Below are 17,863 nucleotides of genomic sequence, written 5' to 3'. Positions count from 1 at the left end.
AACCGCCTGACTTCCTTCTGTCGCACGACTGGGCTTTAAGTCGTGCCAGCCTTGCCGGAGTCCTTGCGATCATGCGCCACCTTCGCCTGCTGATCCTGATGCTGCTGCCCGCCGTCTTCCTGACGCTCGGCGCCTGCCAGACGATTCCGCGTCCGGTCTTCGACGCCGCCGACCTGGCCGCCGCCAGTCCACCCTGGCGCTATGACTTCCGCACCGAGGGCGAGCGCGCCCGCTTCGTGCGTGAGACGATCAACGCCCAAAACGCCGCCCACGACGGAGCCTTCGACATCCTGGCCCTGTCCGGCGGCGGGGCCAATGGGGCCTATGGCGCGGGCGTCATCGTCGGGTGGAGCCAGGCCGGAAACCGGCCCGACTTCGAGGTGGTTACCGGCGTGTCGACCGGCGCCCTGATCGCGCCCTTCGTCTTTGCGGGCCGGCGTTTCGATCCGGCGCTGGAGCACGCCTACACCAGCGGCCAGACCGACCAGCTGTTGAAGTCGCGCGGCCTCTACGCCCTGCTGCTGCCCGGCGTGTTCAAGCCCGAGCCCCTGACCAATCTGGTGCTCAACAACATCTCGCCCGAGCTGCTGGCGGCCATTGCCGACGAACACCGCAAGGGCCGCCGCCTCTATGTCTCGACCACCAGCCTGGACACCCAGACCCAGGTCGTCTGGGACATGGGCGCCATCGCCCAGCGCGACGACCCGGCCTCGCGCCTGCTGTTCGTCAATGTGCTGATCGCCTCGGCCAGCATCCCCGGCGCCTTCCCGCCCGTCCTGCTGGACGTCGAGCATCAGGGCCGCCGCATTCAGGAGCTGCACGTCGACGGCGGCACGGTGTCCAGCTTCCTGGTCGTGCCGCAGGCCCTGCTGCTTGACACCCCGGCCAATCGCCCTCTCGGCGACGCCCGGATCTGGATCGTCATCAACGGCCAGTGGGATCCTCGCTTCGAAGTGGCGCGCATCTCGGCGGTCAGCATCGCCGCGCGCAGCTTCGACACCATGATGAAGGCGTTGCAGCGTTCGGATCTGACAGCCGTCACCCAGTTCGCGCACCGTCACAACATGACCCTGTCGGTCGCCGCCATTCCCGATGAGGTCGAGGCCAACACCCTGGACTTCACCCAGGCCCACATGACCGCCCTGTTCCAGGCGGGCGAGGCCCAGGCCATGGCCGGCCGCGCGTTCGAGCGGCGCGTCGATCCGTCAGAGGCGCGCCCCAGCCTCCGCCGTCGTACGGACCAGGCCCCCAAGGCGGTCATCGGCCCGCCCGGCGGTTAGGGTTTCATTAACCATATTGACCAGATTGCGACGACAACCATCTGATTACGAACAATATTTTTCGTATAACGGCGGAACTATCCACAGCTTCTGTGGATTCTTTCAGCGCCTCTGAGAAGCAGAGGTCGTTCCGACGGCGCCGCCGCAGACCGTGGCCGACGCCGTTCTCAGATGAGTTTTCGCATGTTCATCGCCATCGCCCGCCCGGCGGTGGAGCCCCAAGGCCCCGACGCCGTCGCCGTCCCCGGCTCTCCCGCTGTCCCCCCGCTCAAGCCGCGCGCGCTTCACGCCCGCCTGCTGGCCAACGCCGCGTTGAGGCGGCAGCGCGGCCGGCAGCGTCGGCAGGAGAATCGCAACGAGGACGCCGACTACTGGCTGCACGCCGCCTGCGTCGCCGTCGGCAAGGCGGCCGCTCTGCGCCGCGCCGAGGCCGCACCCCTGCCCTGAGCCTCAGCGCAGTTCGGGCAGACGCCGCGCCAGGGATTCCTTCAGCTTGCGCCCGCGCTCGGACAGGCTCTTGCCCCGCCGCCGCTCGCGCACCTCGAAGCCCCGCCCCCAGCGTTCGTGCATGGCGGCCATCAGGGCCGGGTGGCGGTCGTACTGGTGCACGATCGCGCTGATCCCTCCGTCCGGGTTGACGATCCGTCCGTCCTCCAGGGACAGGTCCGCGCTCGGGGTCAGGCCGATCGTGGCGATCCGGCCATAGTTTGGCGACGCCTCACCCTCGACCAGCCCCAGATGCAGGGCGATGTTGCAGGCCGCCTGATCCGCCCCGAAGGCGCCGCCGATCTCGGACCGGGGAATGGCCGCCAGCATCAGCAGGGTGCGACAGAAGCGGATCATGCTCTCGCGCGGTCCCATCACCGTGCCGACGCAGACGCACGGCTTGTCGGCCAGCGCCCGCGCCACGTCCTCGCCACCGACGCCGCGCAGATACTTCATGTTGAAGGCGTGGCCCTTCAGCCCCCCGTCGTATTCGACGAAGAACTCAGGCTTCAGCGGCGGCGGGTCGAACGGCGGCGCCTGGAAGACCACGTCGCGCACATCGGTCATCAGCACGCTGCGCGCCCAGGGCCGCTCGCTCATCAGCCTGTCGAAGGCGGCGAACCGCTGCATCACCGGGTGCGGCCGCCAGGCGCCGTCGGGCAAGCGGGCGGGCGGGACCGACGCCACGTCGTGCTCGGCCAGAAAGGTCAGAAGCGCAGGCTCCTGATCCGTCACCAGCACCACCGGCCCGGCGTAGACCGCGCGCAGCGAGCGCACGAAGACCGCCACGTCGGCTGCCTCATACCCCGTGGCGTAGCCCAGGATCAGATCGTGTTCGGCCGCCGCAATGGCTGGAGAAGCCCCCCTCTCCCCCGCGATCGCAGCAGAAACCCAGCCGAGATAAGCGGACTTCGCTGCGGGAGCCCCCATTTACGCCCTCATGGAATCCACGAAACGCTTGAACAGATAGAGGCTGTCGGTCGGACCCGACGAGGCCTCCGGGTGATGCTGCACGCTGAACACGGGTTTATCCTTCAGCGCAATCCCGCAGTTGGTGCCGTCGAACAGCGACACATGGGTTTCAACCACGGCCTCGGGCAGGCTGTCGCGGTCGACCGAGAACTCGTGGTTCATCGACACGATCTCGACCTTGCCCGTGGTCAGATCCTTGACCGGGTGGTTGGCGCCGTGGTGGCCCTGCTCCATCTTCAGCGTCTTGGCGCCGAGCGCGATGGCCAGCATCTGGTGGCCCAGGCAGATGCCCATCAGCGGCTTGCCGCTGTCCAGCAGCTTGCGGATCTCGGGCACGGCGTATTCGCCGGTCGCGGCCGGATCGCCCGGACCGTTCGACAGGACCACGCCGTCGGGATTGCGCGCCAGGATGTCCTCCGCCGTGGTCGAGGCGGGGACCACGGTGATCTTCACCCCGGTCGAGGCCAGGGCGCGCAGGATGTTGCGCTTCACGCCGTAGTCGACAACCACCACCGACTTGTCGCCGGCCTCGGGCTGGGCGTAGCCGGTCGGCCATTCCCAGGCGCCCTCGGTCCATTCGAACGCCTGAGTGGTCGAGGCGTCCTTGGCCAGGTCCAGACCGACCAGACCCTTCCAGTCGCGCGCCTGGGCCGTCAGAGCCTCCAGGTCGAACTTGCCGTCGGGGGCGTGGGCGATGACGGCGTGCGGCGCGCCCTTCTCGCGGATCAGCTGGGTCAGGGCGCGGGTGTCGACGCCCGCCAGGCCGATGACGCCGCGCGACTTCATCCAGGCGTCCAGCCCGCCCGTGGCGCGCCAGTTGGCCGGATCGGTCGGCACGTCGCGCAGGATGACGCCGCGCGCCGCGCGCTCGGGCGCCTCGCCGATCTGCTCGACATCCTCCAGGTTCACGCCGACGTTGCCGATGTGCGGGAAGGTGAAGGCCAGGATCTGGCTCATGTAGGACGGGTCGGTCAGGATTTCCTGATAGCCCGTCATCGAGGTGTTGAAGACCACTTCGCCCAGGGCCGAGCCGGTCGCCCCGACGCCGATCCCCGACAGGACCGTTCCATCTGCGAGCACGAGGACGCCGGTGGCGCCGGACAGGATTTGAGTCGTCATGGCGCAGGGCTCCTAGCAGTGAATACGGGCGGACAAACGGCGGCGTCGCTAAAGAGATGAAGGGGGCGTGTCAACACAGGCTTTCGACTATGCGCCCTGCGCGCGTCCCTGTCGCTTGCGAACCCACAGCCAGGCCAGGCTTGTCACGGCGAAAAAGCCGACGCTGGGCCAGATGTAGCCTCCCGCCGCCGCCGCGACCGCAAAGGCCGAGAACACCGCCCCGCCGACGGCCAGCAGACGCCAGCCCGGCCTGGTCGTCAGCTTCCACAGCGTCACCGAACACAGGGCGTAGAGGCATAGCGTCAGCACCGAGGTCACGCCGATCAGCACGCCGAACTGCTGGCCCAGGGTCGGCTGGGCGCTGGCGATCACCATGGCGCTCATGATGACGCCGTTGATCAGGGGGTTGGACAGGGGCGTCTTGCCCTTCTGCGCCCCGCCGAACCAGCGCGGCAGCCAGCCCGCCTCGGCCGAGGCGCGGGCCGTCTCGCCCCCCATCATGGTCCAGCCCGCGATCGTGCCGGTCGCCTTGATGACCGCACAGGCCGCCACCAGACCGGCCACGGATGCGCCCATCACCCGCGCCACCAGATCGGCGTAGGGGCTGGTGGAGTGGGCCAGGACATCGGCCGGGATGACGCCGAACACGGCCACGCTGGCCGCCACATAGACGACGAAGGCCAGCAGCACTCCGCCCAGCGAGGCGCGGCCCACGTCGGTCGCCGGATTCTTGACCTGGCTGGACAGGGCCGCCGCGCTCTCAACGCCCAGGAAGGCCCAGAAGATGACGGCCAGCGAGGCCGGAACCGTCTTCATCAGCGGCTCGCCCGCCGGGCTCCACGAGGCGACGAAGGTCTCGCCGCTGAAGGCGATGACGCCGGCGATGATGGCCAGGCCGATCGGGATCAGCCCCAGCACCAGGGTGATCGCCCCGAACCGCGCCGCTGTCTTCGACCCGGCCGCATAGGCCGCCGTGGTCAGCCAGATCAGCGCCAGATTGCTGAGCGCCCCCCACATCGGCTCCTTCAGCGCCGGGAAGAAGAAGGCCAGATAGCCGGTCCCCGCCACCGCCACGGCGACGTTGCCGGTCAGGCAGGCGGCCCAATAGGCCAGCCCCGTCTGATAGCCCAGAAACCGTCCCAGCCCGCGCCGGGCGAAGTCTGACAGACCGTCCGCCTCCGGCTGCATCCGCCCCAGACCGCCGAACACCAGCGCCAGGGTTACGGCCCCGACGCCGCAGACGAGCCAGCCGATGACGCTCGAGCTTCCGGTCGGCGCCAGGGTGGCGGGCAACAGGTAGACGCCCGATCCGATCATGTTCCCCGCCACCACCAGGGCGGCCAGGCCCCAGCCTATGCGGCGCGAGGGTTCAGGCAGGATGTCGACTTGGCTCATGTCCGCCGCATAGACCGAAATGTCGCAGCCGTCGCCATGAAGATTCTTCCCACACCGCCGCCTTCCCCCCGCTCATTCCGGCGGACGTCGGGATGAGCGGGGACATGAACCATGCTAATGCCCCGGCCAGAAGTTCTGGAGTTCGCCCATGCCCGTCACCACGGTCGGCCTCGATGCCGACGACACCCTCTGGCACAATGAGACCATCTTCCGCCTGAGCCAGAAGCGGTTCGCCGAACTGCTGGCCGACCACGCCGAAGAGCCGGTGATGATGGACCGCCTGGCCCAGGTCGAGCGGCGCAACCTTCGGCTCTACGGCTACGGCGTGAAGGGCTTCACCCTGTCGATGCTGGAGACGGCGATGGAGCTGTGCGACGGCTCGGCCCCGCCCCACATCGTGCGCGAGATCCTGGCCGCCGGTCGCGAGATGCTGGTCCACCCGGTTGAGACCCTGCCCGGCGTCGACGAAACCCTGGCCGAACTGGCCGAGAACTACCGTCTGGTCCTCGTGACCAAGGGCGACCTGATGGACCAGGAGCGCAAGCTGGCGGCCTCGGGCCTGGGCGAGCTGTTCGCCGCCGTCGAGATCGTGTCGGAGAAGGACTGCTCGACCTATGACCGCGTCTTCGCCCGCCACGGCTCGGGCGCGGCCGAGGCGGTGATGGCCGGCAACTCCATGAAGTCCGACGTCCTGCCCGCCATCGAAGCCGGCGCCTGGGCGGCGCACATCCCCTACCACATCACCTGGGCCCACGAACTGGCCGACGCGCCGGAGGGCAACCCCCGCTACGTCAGCCTCAGCCGCATCGCCGAACTGCCCGACTGGATCGCCGCGATCGACGACAAATAGGAGTCGGCGGGGCGGGCTCCCCAAGAAATCGCGCCCGCCCCATTCTGGCCCTTGCCCCCCGGCCCCTCCCTCTCTAAACGGGCCGCTTAACCGACAACCCGAACGGATCGGCCGCGAGCGCGCTCGCGCCCGTCCGTCTGCGCGCGTGGAGACCGCCGCCCTGACCTGCCATGAAGAAAAGGACGCCATGGTGCGCGCCGCGCTCGCAGAGCAGGGCGACAGCGGGATCACCCCGCGCCATACGCTGTTCTACTTCTACGGCGAGGAAGAGGCGCACGGCGACCTGTGCGAGGTGGCCCGCCGTGCGGGCTTCCTGACGCGGGGCCAGGGCGACATGACCGTCCTGGAGACCACCATGCCGGTCGACGAGGCGTCGTTTTCGCCTGTGTCGGCCATGATGCAAACCTGGGCCGCGGCCTTCCAGCTCGACTACGACGGCTGGGAGTGCGCGGTCGTGACGAACTGAGTAGACGCCGATGCCCAAGCGCACAGACATCAAGTCCATCCTGATCATCGGCGCCGGTCCGATCGTCATCGGCCAGGCGTGTGAGTTCGACTATTCCGGCGTTCAGGCCTGTAAGGCGCTGAAGGCCGAGGGCTACCGGGTCATCCTGGTCAACTCGAACCCGGCCACCATCATGACCGACCCGGAGGTGGCCGACGCCACCTATATCGAGCCGATCACGCCCGAGATGGTCGAGAAGATCATCGCCAAGGAGAAGCCGGACGCCCTGCTGCCCACCATGGGCGGCCAGACGGCGCTGAACACCGCCCTGGCCTTGAACGCCTCGGGCGCCCTGGCCCGTCACGGCGTCGAGATGATCGGCGCCAAGGCCGAGGTCATCGACAAGGCCGAGGACCGTCAGAAGTTCCGCGACGCGATGGACAAGCTGGGTTTGGAATCGCCCCGCTCGCGCGCCATCCACCACATTGAAGAAGCCGACGACGCCCTGGCCTTCGTGGGCCTGCCCGCCATCATCCGTCCGTCGTTCACGCTCGCCGGTACCGGCGGCGGCATCGCCTACAACGTCGAGGAATTCCACGAGATCGTGGAGCGCGGCCTGGACCTGTCGCCGACCACCGAAGTGCTGATCGAAGAGTCGGTGCTGGGCTGGAAGGAATATGAGATGGAGGTCGTCCGCGATCATGCGGACAACTGCATCATCATCTGCTCGATCGAGAACATCGACCCGATGGGCGTCCATACCGGCGACAGCATCACCGTCGCCCCGGCCATGACTCTGACGGACAAGGAATATCAGATGATGCGCGCGGCCTCGATCGCCGTTCTGCGCGAGATCGGGGTCGAGACGGGCGGCTCGAACGTCCAGTTCGCGGTCAACCCCAGGGACGGCCGTCTGGTCGTCATCGAGATGAACCCGCGCGTGTCGCGCTCCTCGGCCCTGGCGTCCAAGGCCACCGGCTTCCCGATCGCCAAGATCGCCGCCAAACTGGCCGTCGGCTACACCCTGGACGAGCTGAAGAACGACATCACCATGGTCACCCCGGCCAGCTTCGAGCCGGCCATCGACTATGTCGTCACCAAGATTCCGCGCTTCGCCTTCGAAAAATATCCGGGCTCCGAGCCGTCGCTGACCACGGCGATGAAGTCGGTCGGCGAGGTCATGGCCATCGGCCGCACCTTCCAGGAATCCATGCAGAAGGCCCTGCGCGGTCTGGAAACGGGCCTCAACGGCTTCGACGACATCGAGATCGACGGCGTGGCCGGCGCCGAGGACGACGCCGCGATCAAGGCCGCCGTCATCCGCGCCCTGGGCCTGCCGACGCCGGACCGCATTCGCGTCATCGCCCAGGCCTTCCGCCACGGCCTGACCGTGGAAGAAGTGCAGGCCGCCTGCGCCTATGAGCCGTGGTTCCTGCGCCAGATCGCCGACCTGATCCGCACCGAAGGCCACGTCCGCGTTCAGGGCCTGCCGACCGACGCGACCGACTTCCGCAAGCTGAAGGCCAAGGGCTTCTCCGACGCCCGTCTGGGCGCCCTGACCGGCAAGACCGAGGGCGAGGTCCGCAAGGCCCGCCGCGCCCTTGACGTGCGCCCGGTGTTCAAGCGCATCGACACCTGCGCCGCCGAGTTCGCCAGCGCCACCGCCTATATGTATTCGACCTATGAGACCGGCGCGCTCGGTCAGGTTCCGGCCTGCGAGGCCGAGGTGTCGGATCGCAAGAAGGCCGTCATCCTCGGCGGCGGTCCGAACCGCATCGGTCAGGGCATTGAGTTCGACTACTGCTGCTGCCACGCGGCCTTCGCCTTCGACGACATCGACGTCGAGAGCATCATGGTCAACTGCAACCCCGAGACGGTCTCGACCGACTACGACACCTCCGACCGCCTCTATTTCGAGCCGTTGACGGCCGAAGACGTGCTGGAGCTGATCGACGTCGAACGCTCCAAGGGCGAACTGATCGGCGTCGTCGTCCAGTTCGGCGGCCAGACTCCGCTGAAGCTGGCCCATGCGCTGCAGGAAGACGGCGTGCCGATCCTGGGCACCAGCGTCGACAGCATCGACCTGGCCGAGGACCGCGAACGCTTCCAGCAGATGCTTCAGGCCATCGGCCTGCAACAGCCGCCCAACGCCCTGGCCCGCTCGGCCGAGGAAGCCGCGATCAAGGCCGAGGAGGTCGGCTATCCGGTCGTCCTGCGCCCGTCTTACGTGCTGGGCGGCCGCGGCATGATGATCGTCCACGACCGCGAGGGTCTGGACCGCTACGTCGGCGAGGCCATGCGCGTCTCGGGCGACGATCCCGTGCTGATCGACCACTATCTGAACCGCGCCACCGAGGTGGACGTCGACGCCCTGTGCGACGACGAGACCGTCTTCGTCGCCGGCGTGCTGGAGCATATTGAAGAAGCCGGCGTCCACTCGGGCGACAGCGCCTGCTCCATGCCGCCCTTCTCCCTGCGCCCCGAGACGGTGGCCGAGCTGAAGCGCCAGACCACCGCCATGGCCAAGGCGCTGAAGGTGCGCGGCCTGATGAACGTGCAGTTCGCCATCGAGGAGCCGCACAGCGAGAACCCGCGCATCTTCGTCCTCGAAGTGAACCCGCGCGCCAGCCGCACAGCGCCCTTCGTCGCCAAGACCATCGGCCAGCCGGTCGCCGCCATCGCCGCCAAGGTCATGGCCGGGGTTCCGCTGTCCTCCTTCGGCCTGGTGGACAAGGATCTGGACCACATCGCGGTCAAGGAAGCCGTCTTCCCGTTCGCCCGCTTCGCCGGGGTCGACACCATCCTGGGTCCGGAAATGCGCTCGACCGGCGAGGTCATGGGTCTGGACTGGAAGCGTGAGGGCGAGGCCGATCTGGCCCCCGCCTTCGCCCGCGCCTTCGCCAAGTCCCAGACCGGCGGCGGCACCATCCTGCCGACCGAGGGCACAGCCTTCGTCTCGGTGCGCGACGCCGACAAGCCCTTCATCGTCGAGGCGGTGAAGACCCTGCTGGCGCAAGGCTTCTCGGTCATCGCCACCGGCGGCACCCACGCCTATCTGATCGAACAGGGCCTTGAGGTCGGTCTGGTCAAGAAGGTGCTGGAAGGCCGTCCGAACATCGTCGACGCCATGAAGAACGGCGAGGTCCAGCTGGTCTTCAACACCACGGACGGCAAGCAGGCCCTGGCCGACAGCTTCTCGATCCGCCGCACGGCGCTGATGATGAAGATCCCCTACTACACCACGGCGTCCGGCTCGCTTGCCGCCGCCCAGGCCATCGCCGCCGTCCGCCACGGCGAAATGGATGTCCGCCCGATCCAGTCCTACAACTGAGATCAGGCCCAGCCCTGAGATCGATCCTGAGATCAGCCCCGGCGTCCCAACGCCGGGGCATTTTCGTGGTTGTTCGAGCACAAAACGCCGATACTATCGAACAAGGTTTTCTAGAAGAGACTTTGCCCGATGCGCCAATGCCTGTTTGGGTTAGCCCTCGTCGTGCTGGCATTTTCTGCTTGCGCCCCAGCCAACGCCCGGCAGGAGCCTGTAAAGGACAATGTCCGTCTAGGAACGCGCGTCATCGAAGGCGCGGCGACACCGGGCTATCTCTGGCTGCGCGACGACAAGGGCGTAGTGATGGAGTACGATCGCGCGACTGGAAATCGTCGCCCGCTCGCCGCCAGCGGCGTACAGGATATGTCTCTAAACAACGACGTGCTCGCTGCCCTCGTTCCGGCGCAGCGTCCCGGCGCTGTTCTGGTCACCGATCTTTTATCCGGCGCGCATTTGACTGCCCCGCTTGAGCTCACCACTCCCAGTCGCGGCGTCCTGCTTCTATCCGATAACCAAACAATGGTGCTGAGCGCTGATGAATTGGCGATCTGGAAAGATGGCGCCTGGGTCATCAAATCCCTTCTCGGGCGATTAACTTTCGCACCCCAGACCGATGCCCTGGCCGTCGGCGGGCGTATCTATCTCGGCTATAATCGGGGCGAATGGGGGGGCGGCCTTCAAGCCGTCGATATTGAGACGGGCCGGATCGACGACATTCGTCGTATCGACGGCGAGACCTGCAAGGGGCCGCTGGGGGCTGAATGCGACCCGGTGACGGGGTTGGTCTCGGACCGATCCAGCGACTGCCTGTTGGCCTCCGTCGGCCTGTCTCACTTCCTGGCCCATGGGCGCATCCTTCGCGTCTGCGGCGCCAAGGTCGAAGTGGTTTATTCACAAGCTGTGCCGCTACCGGCCGACGCGCTCGGCGCCGGTATCTCCACCTGGCCCTTCTTCGGGTTGACCTCGAGCGCCGAAGGCTGGTCCGCCGTCAGCGCCGGAAAGCTGTTTCGCGGCCAATGGGATGGCTCAGTCGTCTCTGAGACTCTCCCCGAACTCGCCCCCTGGTCCGACCTGCGCGTCGCCTTCGCCGGACCCGACATCATCCTCGTCCGCACCGACGTGAACTGGGGCATGTCATTAAGCGGCTTCACGCCGCTTCTTGTCAGCGTCTCGCAGTAGCCCATGCCTCGCATCGACCTAATCCTTCTGCTCCTGCTGACGGGCAATTTGATCGCCTTCAGCCTGTTCTGGTTCGACAAGGAACAGGCGCGGGCAGGACGCCGACGTATGTCCGAACGCAGCCTGCTTCTGGCCGTCGCCTATGGCCTAGGCGCCTGGCTGGGTCAGCGCATCCTACGTCACAAGACGCGCAAGCAGCCCTTCGCGACCTAGCTAGGTCTAATCTTCAGTCTCTATGTCCTGGTTCTGCTGACCGCCGCCGCTCTCTTCATCTGGAAAGCCCGCTGACCCCTTGCCGCCCCCCGCGAAAGGCATAAGCTCGCTGCAGAGATCAAGGGGGGCATCATGAAAAAGGCGATGATCACGGCCGTTCTGGCGACGGTTCTGGCGGGGAGCGCGGGGCCCAGCTTGGCCCAAGGCGCCGGCAGCGATGCCGGACTGAAGGCGGCGGTCCAGGCGGACTACGACGCCAACCTGGCCAGCCTGTTCGACCACTTCCACCGCAACCCCGAACTGTCGGGCCTCGAAGTCCAGACCGCCGCCCGCATGGCGCAGGAGCTGCGCGCCCTGGGCTATGACGTCACCACCGGCGTCGGCGGCACGGGCGTGGTCGCCGTCCTGCGCAACGGCCCCGGCCCGACGGTCATGATCCGCGCCGACATGGACGGCCTGCCGGTCGAGGAGAAGTCGGGCCTCGCCAACGCCTCCACCGCCCGCCAGGTCGACAGCGACGGCGTGGAGAAGCCTGTCATGCACGCCTGCGGCCATGACGTGCACATCACCGCCCTGGTCGGCACGGCGCGCCAGATGCAGGCGCGCAAGGCCAACTGGTCCGGCACGCTGGTCCTGATCGCCCAGCCGGCCGAGGAGCGCATCTTCGGCGCCCGCGCCATGGTCGAGGACGGCCTCTATTCCCGCTTCCCCAAGCCGGACTACGCCCTGGCCTTCCACGTCTCGGCCGACACCCCGACCGGCAAGATCGAGGCGCCGCTGGGCATCACCTCCTCCAGCTCGGACAGCGTGGACATCGCCGTCCACGGCGTCGGCACGCACGGCGCCTCGCCGCACATGGGGGTCGATCCCATCCTGGTCGCCTCGCACATCGTGGTGGCGCTGCAGTCCCTGCGCAGCCGCGAGACCAATCCGCTGGAGGGCGCCGTGGTCACGGTCGGGGCCATCAAGGGCGGCGTCAAGCACAACATCATCTCCGACCGCGTGGACCTGCAACTGACCGTCCGCGCCGACAGCCCCGAGGTGCGCGCCCAGCTGCTGGACGGCATCGACCGCATCGCCCGCAACACGGCCCTGGCCCTGGGCGTGCCCGACGACAAGCTGCCGACCGTGGTGCGCTCGCCCCTTGAAAACACCCCGCCGACCATCAACGACGCCGAGACCGCCGCCCGCGTGCGCGCCGCCCTGACCGCTGGTCTGGGCGACGACATCCTGATCGACAAGCCGCGCGGCGGCATGGGCGCCGAGGACTTCGCCTATTTCGTCACCCCCGAAAGCGGGGTGAAGGGCGTCTACTTCAGCGTCGGCGGCACCCCGCCCGCACAGGTGGACGACGCCCCCGGCCACCACTCGCCCCTGTTCCGCATCACGCCCGAACCCGCCGTCACCCTGGGCGTCGAAGGCTCGGTCCTGGCCGCCGAGGCCCTGATGCCCAAGCGTTAGGCGAGGGGCGCTGAACCCGGCGGCGTCGCGGCCGTTCTTCAGGCAGGTTCCGCTTCCCAAGGAGACGCCGCCGATGCCCCTGCCCCGCCTTTCCACCCTGCTGGGCGGCCTGCTGCTGTCCCGCCGGGGCCGCAGCATGGCCGCCCGCCACGCGGGCAAGATCGCCCTGGCGACCCTGGCCTGGCGGCTGTGGAAAAGCCGCCGCGCGCCGGTCCAGAGCGCCGGGACGGGCCGAGCGGGCGTCCGCGCGCCGCACCGGCGTCAGCGCTGGAGCGGACGGCGCCGCTGACGGCGCGGCGCCCCGCCGAGGAAACCCGGATCGGCCGACGGCGTTAACACCTTCATGCGTCTGTCCGTCATCCAGGTCATCGCCGCCCTGTTCGCGGCCGTCTGTCTCGTCATCGCCTTCATCGCCGCGGGCGTCGCGGTCGTATCGGGCGTCTTCATGCTTCTGGCCGTCGCCGCCCTGGGCTTCATCGCCTGGAGCGCCCTGCGGCGCGCCTTCAGCAAGGCTCGCGGGCCGTCATCCCCGCCCGCGCCGCCTTCCGGGCCGTAGGAAAACCGCCGAAACACGGCTGCGCGCTTGCGTCGCGCGGCATGGCGCCGTTTCGCCATCTTGAGTTTGGGCGTCGGGCGCCCTAACTTCCTTGCCCGGTCACGCAACGCCCCCGTGGCCGCAGCGGTACCGGAACGTCTCTCACCTGTCTTCGGGCGTAGCAAGAAACTCACGACACAATGGAAAAAGTGCCGATGACGGCCGAGGGATATCGCTCCCTCGACGATCAACTCAAGCAATTGAAGTCGGTGGAACGACCCAGCGTGATCGCCGCCATCGCGGAAGCCCGCGAACATGGCGATCTGTCTGAAAACGCCGAATACCACGCCGCCAAGGAGCGCCAGGGCTGGATCGAAGGCTCGATCGCCGAGATCGAGGACAAGCTGTCGCGCGCCCAGGTGATCGACGTGTCCAAGCTTTCGGGCGACCAGGTCAAGTTCGGCGCCACCGTCACCTTCGTGGACGAGGACACCGAGGAAGAAGGCGTCTATCAGATCGTCGGCGAACACGAAGCCGACGTGAAGCTGGGCAAGATCTCCATCGCCTCGCCGATCGCCCGCGCCCTGATCTCGAAAGAGGTCGGCGACGTGGTCGAGGTCAACACGCCCGGCGGCGTGAAGGCCTATGAGATCCTCAAGGTCGAGTGGAAGTAACCTCCGCCGACATCGAGGCTGAAGGCAGGGCGCGCGGCTTGGCCGCGCGCCCTCTTTCCATCTGGGTCGTGTCCGACGGCCGCACCGGCATCCAGAACCAGGCCCTGGGTCTGGCCGAGGCCGTCGCCCGCCTGACTCCCGCCGATATCGCCATAAAGACCGTCCGTTGGCGTCCCGCCTTCGACCGCTGGCCGTCGGCGCTGAAGACCCCCGCCATGCTGGCGCCGGGCTCGTTCGATCCGCGCGGCGTGACCGAATGGCCCGACCTGTGGATCGCCACGGGCCGCGCGAGCCTGCCGTTGTCGGCCCGCGTGCGCGACTGGAGCGGCGGCCAGACCTTCGTCGTCCAGACCCAGGATCCGCGCTGGCGCAACGACCGCTACGACCTGATCGTCGCCCCCGCCCACGACGGGTTGAGCGGCCCCAACGTCCTGTCGATCACCGGCAGCCCTCATCGCATCACCCGTGAAAAACTGGCCGAGGCCGCGCCCGCCTTCGCCGCCCGCATCGCCCCCCTGCCCCATCCGCGCGTGGCGGTGATGGTCGGCGGCGCGTCCGCCGCCTTCGACCTGCCGCCCGCCCACGCCGCCGAACTGGCCGAGCGGATCGCCGAGGCCGTATCGGCCGCGAACGGCGCCCTGCTGCTGACCTATTCGCGCCGCACGCCCGAAGCGGCCAAGGCGGCGATGACCGAGCGCCTGTCGGCCCTGCCCGGCTGGATCTGGGACGGCGCGGGCGACAACCCCCTGTTCGCCATGCTGGACGGCGCCGACCACATCCTCGTCACCGAGGACAGCGCCAACATGGCGACCGAGGCCGCCTCGACCGGCAAGCCCGTCCACATCCTGCCGATGGTCGCGAAGAAGGCGCCGGGCAAGTTCGCCCGCCTGCACGCCGACCTTCAGGCGCGCGGCGCCGCCCGACCCTTCGACGGGTCGCTGGCGCCCTGGGCCTATGAGCCGCTGAACGAGACCGAGCGCGCCGCCCGCGCCGTGCTGGCGGCGACGCGCCGCGCCTAGTCCCCGCCGCCGTCGCCGCCGCCGTCGGAACCGTCGCTGTGGTGGCTGTTCACGCAGGGAACGGCGTCCGTCAGCGGCGCAGCCTCTTCAGTCTTCTTGTCCGCTCGCTTGACGCCGCTCAGCCCCATCAGGGCCACGCCCAGACCCGAACCGATGGCCACGCCCAGCGCCAGCCACAACGCCAGATTGTCGGTCGCCGCCCCGATCCCGGCGCCGATCGCGATGCCCGCGCCGATGCCGACCGGCATCCACGCCGCCTTGTTCACCTGTTTCATCTAGTCTCCCCCCGTTGAAAACCCGAGCTAGCCCAGCGAAAGCCGGGCCATGTTCTGATCGCCGCGCTGACAGGTCGGCCCGCTCTCGGAACGGATCGACACCCCCGCCGCCGCCAGTTCGGCCAGGAAGACCTGTCCGGCGTCCGGCTGGGCCTCGCGCCCCTCGGCCGCGGGCGCGCCCGGCGCCGGTCGGCACAGGCTCACCACCGGCGCGGCGCGCCAGCGCGCCAGGGCCCAGACCATGCGGGCGCGCGCCTCGGCGTCGCCCAGGTCCACCGCCTTCGGCTCCTGCACCGGCGGCGTCACCCACACGTCCACCCCGTCGAACCGCGTCCGCAGGGCCGCCTCCAGCGCATAGGCGCTGTCCAGGTCCAGCCCCGCATCGGGCCGCAGCAGGACGATGGCCCGCCGCCCCTCGGCGTCGGTCATCACCGCATCGGTGGCGAAGGGCACGGCCTCGGCCAGGCGGTTGCGCAGGGCCGCCGCCGGATCAGGGGCCGCCGACTGGCTGGTCTGCACGGCGCGCGCCGCCGCCTGCGGATCGGCCACGACGATTTGGTCCAGGGTCGCCGACACCGGCACGTGCAGGGCGCCCGTCAGCCGCTCCTGCAGCCGCGCCTGGGCGTCGGCCACCAGCTTGCGCGTGCTGACCAGGGCCGAGACCGTCACGCCGCGCCCCTCGCTGCGCGCGTCCAGCAGGGTGATGCGCGACTCGGCGCCGGCGAAGATGTCCTCGACCGCCACCCGGGTCTCGGCCGTGGCCCGGCTCTCCAGGGCTATGCTGCGCAGCGACAGGGCCAAGGGCGCGGCCAGCAGAACGAATACGACCATGACCGCCACCCCGCGCCAGGGCTTGGGCCGCTCCAGCAGACGCGGCCGGAAGCCGTAGAAGCCCGCCGTCACCGTCGCCGCCAGGGCGATGGCCACCAGGTTGGTCATGAACAGGAAGAAGGCGCCCCCCGCGATCGACAGGTCGCCGGTCCCCAGGCCGAAGCCCACCGTCGCGACCGGCGGCATCAGTGCGGTGGCGATGGCCACGCCGATGATGGTCTCGCCGCGCTGGCGGATCACCGCATAGGCGCCCGCGATCCCGGAGAAAACCGCGATCAGCAGGTCGAAGAAGTTCGGCCGGGTGCGGGCCAGGATCTCGGCCGTCGGCTCCTTCAGCGGCGACAGCAGGGTCAGCAGGATCGCCACGAACAGGGCCAGCCCCACCCCGACGCCCAGCGCCGTCAGCGACTGCTTCAGCTCGTTCCAGTCCAGCAGGGCCAGGGAGAAGCCCAGGGCCACGATCGGCCCCATCATCGGCGACACCAGCATGGCCCCGATCACCACCGCCGGCGACGACAGCATCAGACCCAGGGCCGCGATGGCCGCCGAGATCACCGTCATCATCAGATAGCGGCCGCTCAGCCCGCCGTTCTCATAGACGGCGGCGGCCGCCTCGGCGTGATCCACGCCGCGCCGGGCGCCGACCAGCAGGCGGCGCAGCAGGTTTCGGGTCTGGGCGGCGGCGGGCGTTTCGGCGGTCATGCCCGTTTCATATCCCTCCACGCAGCGTGACGGAACGACAGGCGTCGCGAAATCGGGAATCAGCGCCTAAATAGGAGTCATGACCCAAGCTAAAGCCCCAGCCCGCACCGTCCGCGTCGCCATCATCGGTTCCGGCCCCGCCGGCTGGACCGCCGCCATATACGCCGCCCGCGCGTCGCTGAACCCGGTGGTCATCGCCGGCCTGCAGCCCGGCGGGCAGCTGACCATCACCACGGACGTAGAGAACTATCCCGGCTTCGCCGAGACCATCCAGGGCCCCTGGCTGATGCAGCAGATGCAGGCCCAGGCCGAGCACGTCGGCACGGAGGTCATCCACGACATCGTCACCCAGGCCGACCTGTCCCAACGCCCCTTCCGCCTGACGCTGGACTCGGGCGCCGAGATCCTGGCCGAGACCGTCATCATCTCCACCGGCGCCCAGGCCAAATGGCTGGGCCTGGACTCCGAGGCTGAGTATCAGGGCTTCGGCGTCTCGGCCTGCGCCACCTGCGACGGCTTCTTCTATCGCGGCAAGCAGGTAGTCGTCGTCGGCGGCGGCAACACCGCCGTCGAGGAAGCCCTGTTCCTGACCAACTTCGCCGAGACCGTCACCGTGGTTCACCGCCGCGACGAGTTCCGCGCCGAGAAGATCCTGCAGGACCGCCTGTTCGCCCACCCCAAGATCAAGGTGATCTGGGACGTGGCCGTCGAGGAGATCGTCGGCGTCGTCGACGGCGTGGCCCGCAACGTCACCGGCGTGCGCCTGAAGAACGTCAAGACCGGCGAGATCAGCGAAATCCCCGCCGACGGCGTCTTCATCGCCATCGGCCACGCCCCCTCGTCCGAACTGTTCAAGGGCCAGCTCGAGACCAACTCCGGCGGCTACCTGCGGGTCAAGCCGGGCACGGCGGCGACCGCCATCGAGGGCGTCTGGGCCGCCGGCGACGTCACCGACGACGTCTATCGCCAGGCCGTGACCGCCGCTGGCATGGGCTGTATGGCCGCGCTGGAAGCCGCCCGCTTCCTCGCCGAGGAAGACCACAAGGCCGCCCAACACCCCATCAGCCACAAGGAAGCCGAGAAGATCGGCGCCTGGTGA

At 68.6% G+C, this 17,863-nt stretch carries 18 protein-coding genes; 13 read left to right on the top strand and 5 right to left on the bottom strand.

Going from position 1 to position 17,863, the window contains the following annotated elements:
* Positions 1–71: 71 nt before the first annotated feature.
* A complete protein-coding gene (locus B3D50_RS11460; protein ID WP_286951299.1) occupies positions 72–1,280 on the top strand; it encodes a patatin-like phospholipase family protein in 1,209 nt (402 codons plus the stop codon).
* A 183-nt stretch (positions 1,281–1,463) separates the two neighbouring features.
* Positions 1,464–1,727 (top strand): hypothetical protein, encoded by a 264-nt coding sequence (locus tag B3D50_RS11455; RefSeq protein ID WP_286951297.1) that lies wholly within the window; start codon positions 1,464–1,466, stop codon positions 1,725–1,727.
* A gap of 3 nt (positions 1,728–1,730) precedes the next feature.
* On the opposite strand, the gene B3D50_RS11450 is transcribed toward B3D50_RS11455, so the two are convergent.
* The 3 genes from B3D50_RS11450 to B3D50_RS11440 all read right to left on the bottom strand — a co-directional run bounded on the left by B3D50_RS11450 (position 1,731) and on the right by B3D50_RS11440 (position 5,252).
* Positions 1,731–2,696 carry a hypothetical protein gene (locus tag B3D50_RS11450; protein WP_286951296.1) on the bottom strand — a complete coding sequence of 322 codons (966 nt, stop codon included), beginning with the start codon at positions 2,694–2,696 and terminating at the stop codon, positions 1,731–1,733.
* On the bottom strand, positions 2,697–3,857 hold the full coding sequence (gene carA / locus B3D50_RS11445) for a glutamine-hydrolyzing carbamoyl-phosphate synthase small subunit (protein WP_286951295.1): 1,161 nt from the start codon (positions 3,855–3,857) through the stop codon (positions 2,697–2,699).
* Positions 3,858–3,944: 87 nt separating this feature from the next.
* The gene (locus B3D50_RS11440) at positions 3,945–5,252 is read right to left on the bottom strand and encodes an amino acid permease (protein WP_286951294.1); all 1,308 of its coding nucleotides are present in this window, start codon (positions 5,250–5,252) and stop codon (positions 3,945–3,947) included.
* Positions 5,253–5,400: 148 nt separating this feature from the next.
* Here B3D50_RS11440 and B3D50_RS11435 point away from each other — a divergent pair, with 148 nt between their 5' ends.
* The 10 genes from B3D50_RS11435 (at position 5,401) to B3D50_RS11390 (ending at position 14,956) form a co-directional block, all read left to right on the top strand.
* On the top strand, positions 5,401–6,102 hold the full coding sequence (locus B3D50_RS11435) for an HAD family hydrolase (protein WP_286951293.1): 702 nt from the start codon (positions 5,401–5,403) through the stop codon (positions 6,100–6,102).
* Positions 6,103–6,247: 145 nt separating this feature from the next.
* A complete protein-coding gene (locus tag B3D50_RS11430; RefSeq protein ID WP_119412701.1) occupies positions 6,248–6,568 on the top strand; it encodes a ribonuclease E inhibitor RraB in 321 nt (106 codons plus the stop codon).
* Positions 6,569–6,578: 10 nt separating this feature from the next.
* Entirely contained in the window at positions 6,579–9,878 is a 3,300-nt protein-coding gene (carB, locus tag B3D50_RS11425) for a carbamoyl-phosphate synthase large subunit (RefSeq protein ID WP_286951291.1), read from the top strand.
* A 129-nt stretch (positions 9,879–10,007) separates the two neighbouring features.
* Positions 10,008–11,054 carry a hypothetical protein gene (locus B3D50_RS11420; RefSeq protein WP_286951290.1) on the top strand — a complete coding sequence of 349 codons (1,047 nt, stop codon included), beginning with the start codon at positions 10,008–10,010 and terminating at the stop codon, positions 11,052–11,054.
* Between the two features lie 3 nt (positions 11,055–11,057).
* The gene (locus B3D50_RS11415) at positions 11,058–11,267 is read left to right on the top strand and encodes a DUF1294 domain-containing protein (RefSeq protein WP_286951289.1); all 210 of its coding nucleotides are present in this window, start codon (positions 11,058–11,060) and stop codon (positions 11,265–11,267) included.
* 132 nt (positions 11,268–11,399) lie between these two features.
* Positions 11,400–12,728 (top strand): amidohydrolase, encoded by a 1,329-nt coding sequence (locus tag B3D50_RS11410; protein WP_286951288.1) that lies wholly within the window; start codon positions 11,400–11,402, stop codon positions 12,726–12,728.
* A 73-nt stretch (positions 12,729–12,801) separates the two neighbouring features.
* Entirely contained in the window at positions 12,802–13,017 is a 216-nt protein-coding gene (locus tag B3D50_RS11405; RefSeq protein ID WP_286951287.1) for a cysteine protease, read from the top strand.
* A 54-nt stretch (positions 13,018–13,071) separates the two neighbouring features.
* Complete coding sequence (locus B3D50_RS11400; protein WP_003166074.1) at positions 13,072–13,284, top strand: hypothetical protein; 213 nt, start codon at positions 13,072–13,074, stop codon at positions 13,282–13,284.
* Between the two features lie 179 nt (positions 13,285–13,463).
* A complete protein-coding gene (greA, locus tag B3D50_RS11395) occupies positions 13,464–13,937 on the top strand; it encodes a transcription elongation factor GreA (protein ID WP_003166075.1) in 474 nt (157 codons plus the stop codon).
* Entirely contained in the window at positions 13,928–14,956 is a 1,029-nt protein-coding gene (locus tag B3D50_RS11390; RefSeq protein ID WP_286951285.1) for a mitochondrial fission ELM1 family protein, read from the top strand. Before greA ends, B3D50_RS11390 begins: the two co-directional genes overlap by 10 nt.
* Here B3D50_RS11390 and B3D50_RS11385 read toward each other — a convergent pair.
* Positions 14,953–15,231 (bottom strand): hypothetical protein, encoded by a 279-nt coding sequence (locus tag B3D50_RS11385; RefSeq protein WP_286951284.1) that lies wholly within the window; start codon positions 15,229–15,231, stop codon positions 14,953–14,955. The genes B3D50_RS11390 and B3D50_RS11385 overlap by 4 nt on opposite strands.
* A gap of 27 nt (positions 15,232–15,258) precedes the next feature.
* The gene (locus B3D50_RS11380; protein ID WP_286951283.1) at positions 15,259–16,764 is read right to left on the bottom strand and encodes a TIGR00341 family protein; all 1,506 of its coding nucleotides are present in this window, start codon (positions 16,762–16,764) and stop codon (positions 15,259–15,261) included.
* A 79-nt stretch (positions 16,765–16,843) separates the two neighbouring features.
* Between B3D50_RS11380 and trxB the strand changes: the two genes are divergently transcribed.
* Positions 16,844–17,863, top strand: a complete 1,020-nt coding sequence (gene trxB / locus B3D50_RS11375; protein WP_286951282.1) for a thioredoxin-disulfide reductase — start codon at positions 16,844–16,846, stop codon at positions 17,861–17,863.

This window comes from Brevundimonas sp. UBA7507, assembly GCF_002478355.1.
Lineage (GTDB): Bacteria > Pseudomonadota > Alphaproteobacteria > Caulobacterales > Caulobacteraceae > Brevundimonas > Brevundimonas diminuta_D.
Note: the sequence above shows the minus strand (reverse complement) of the source record. Positions and strands in the feature narration are given on the sequence as shown.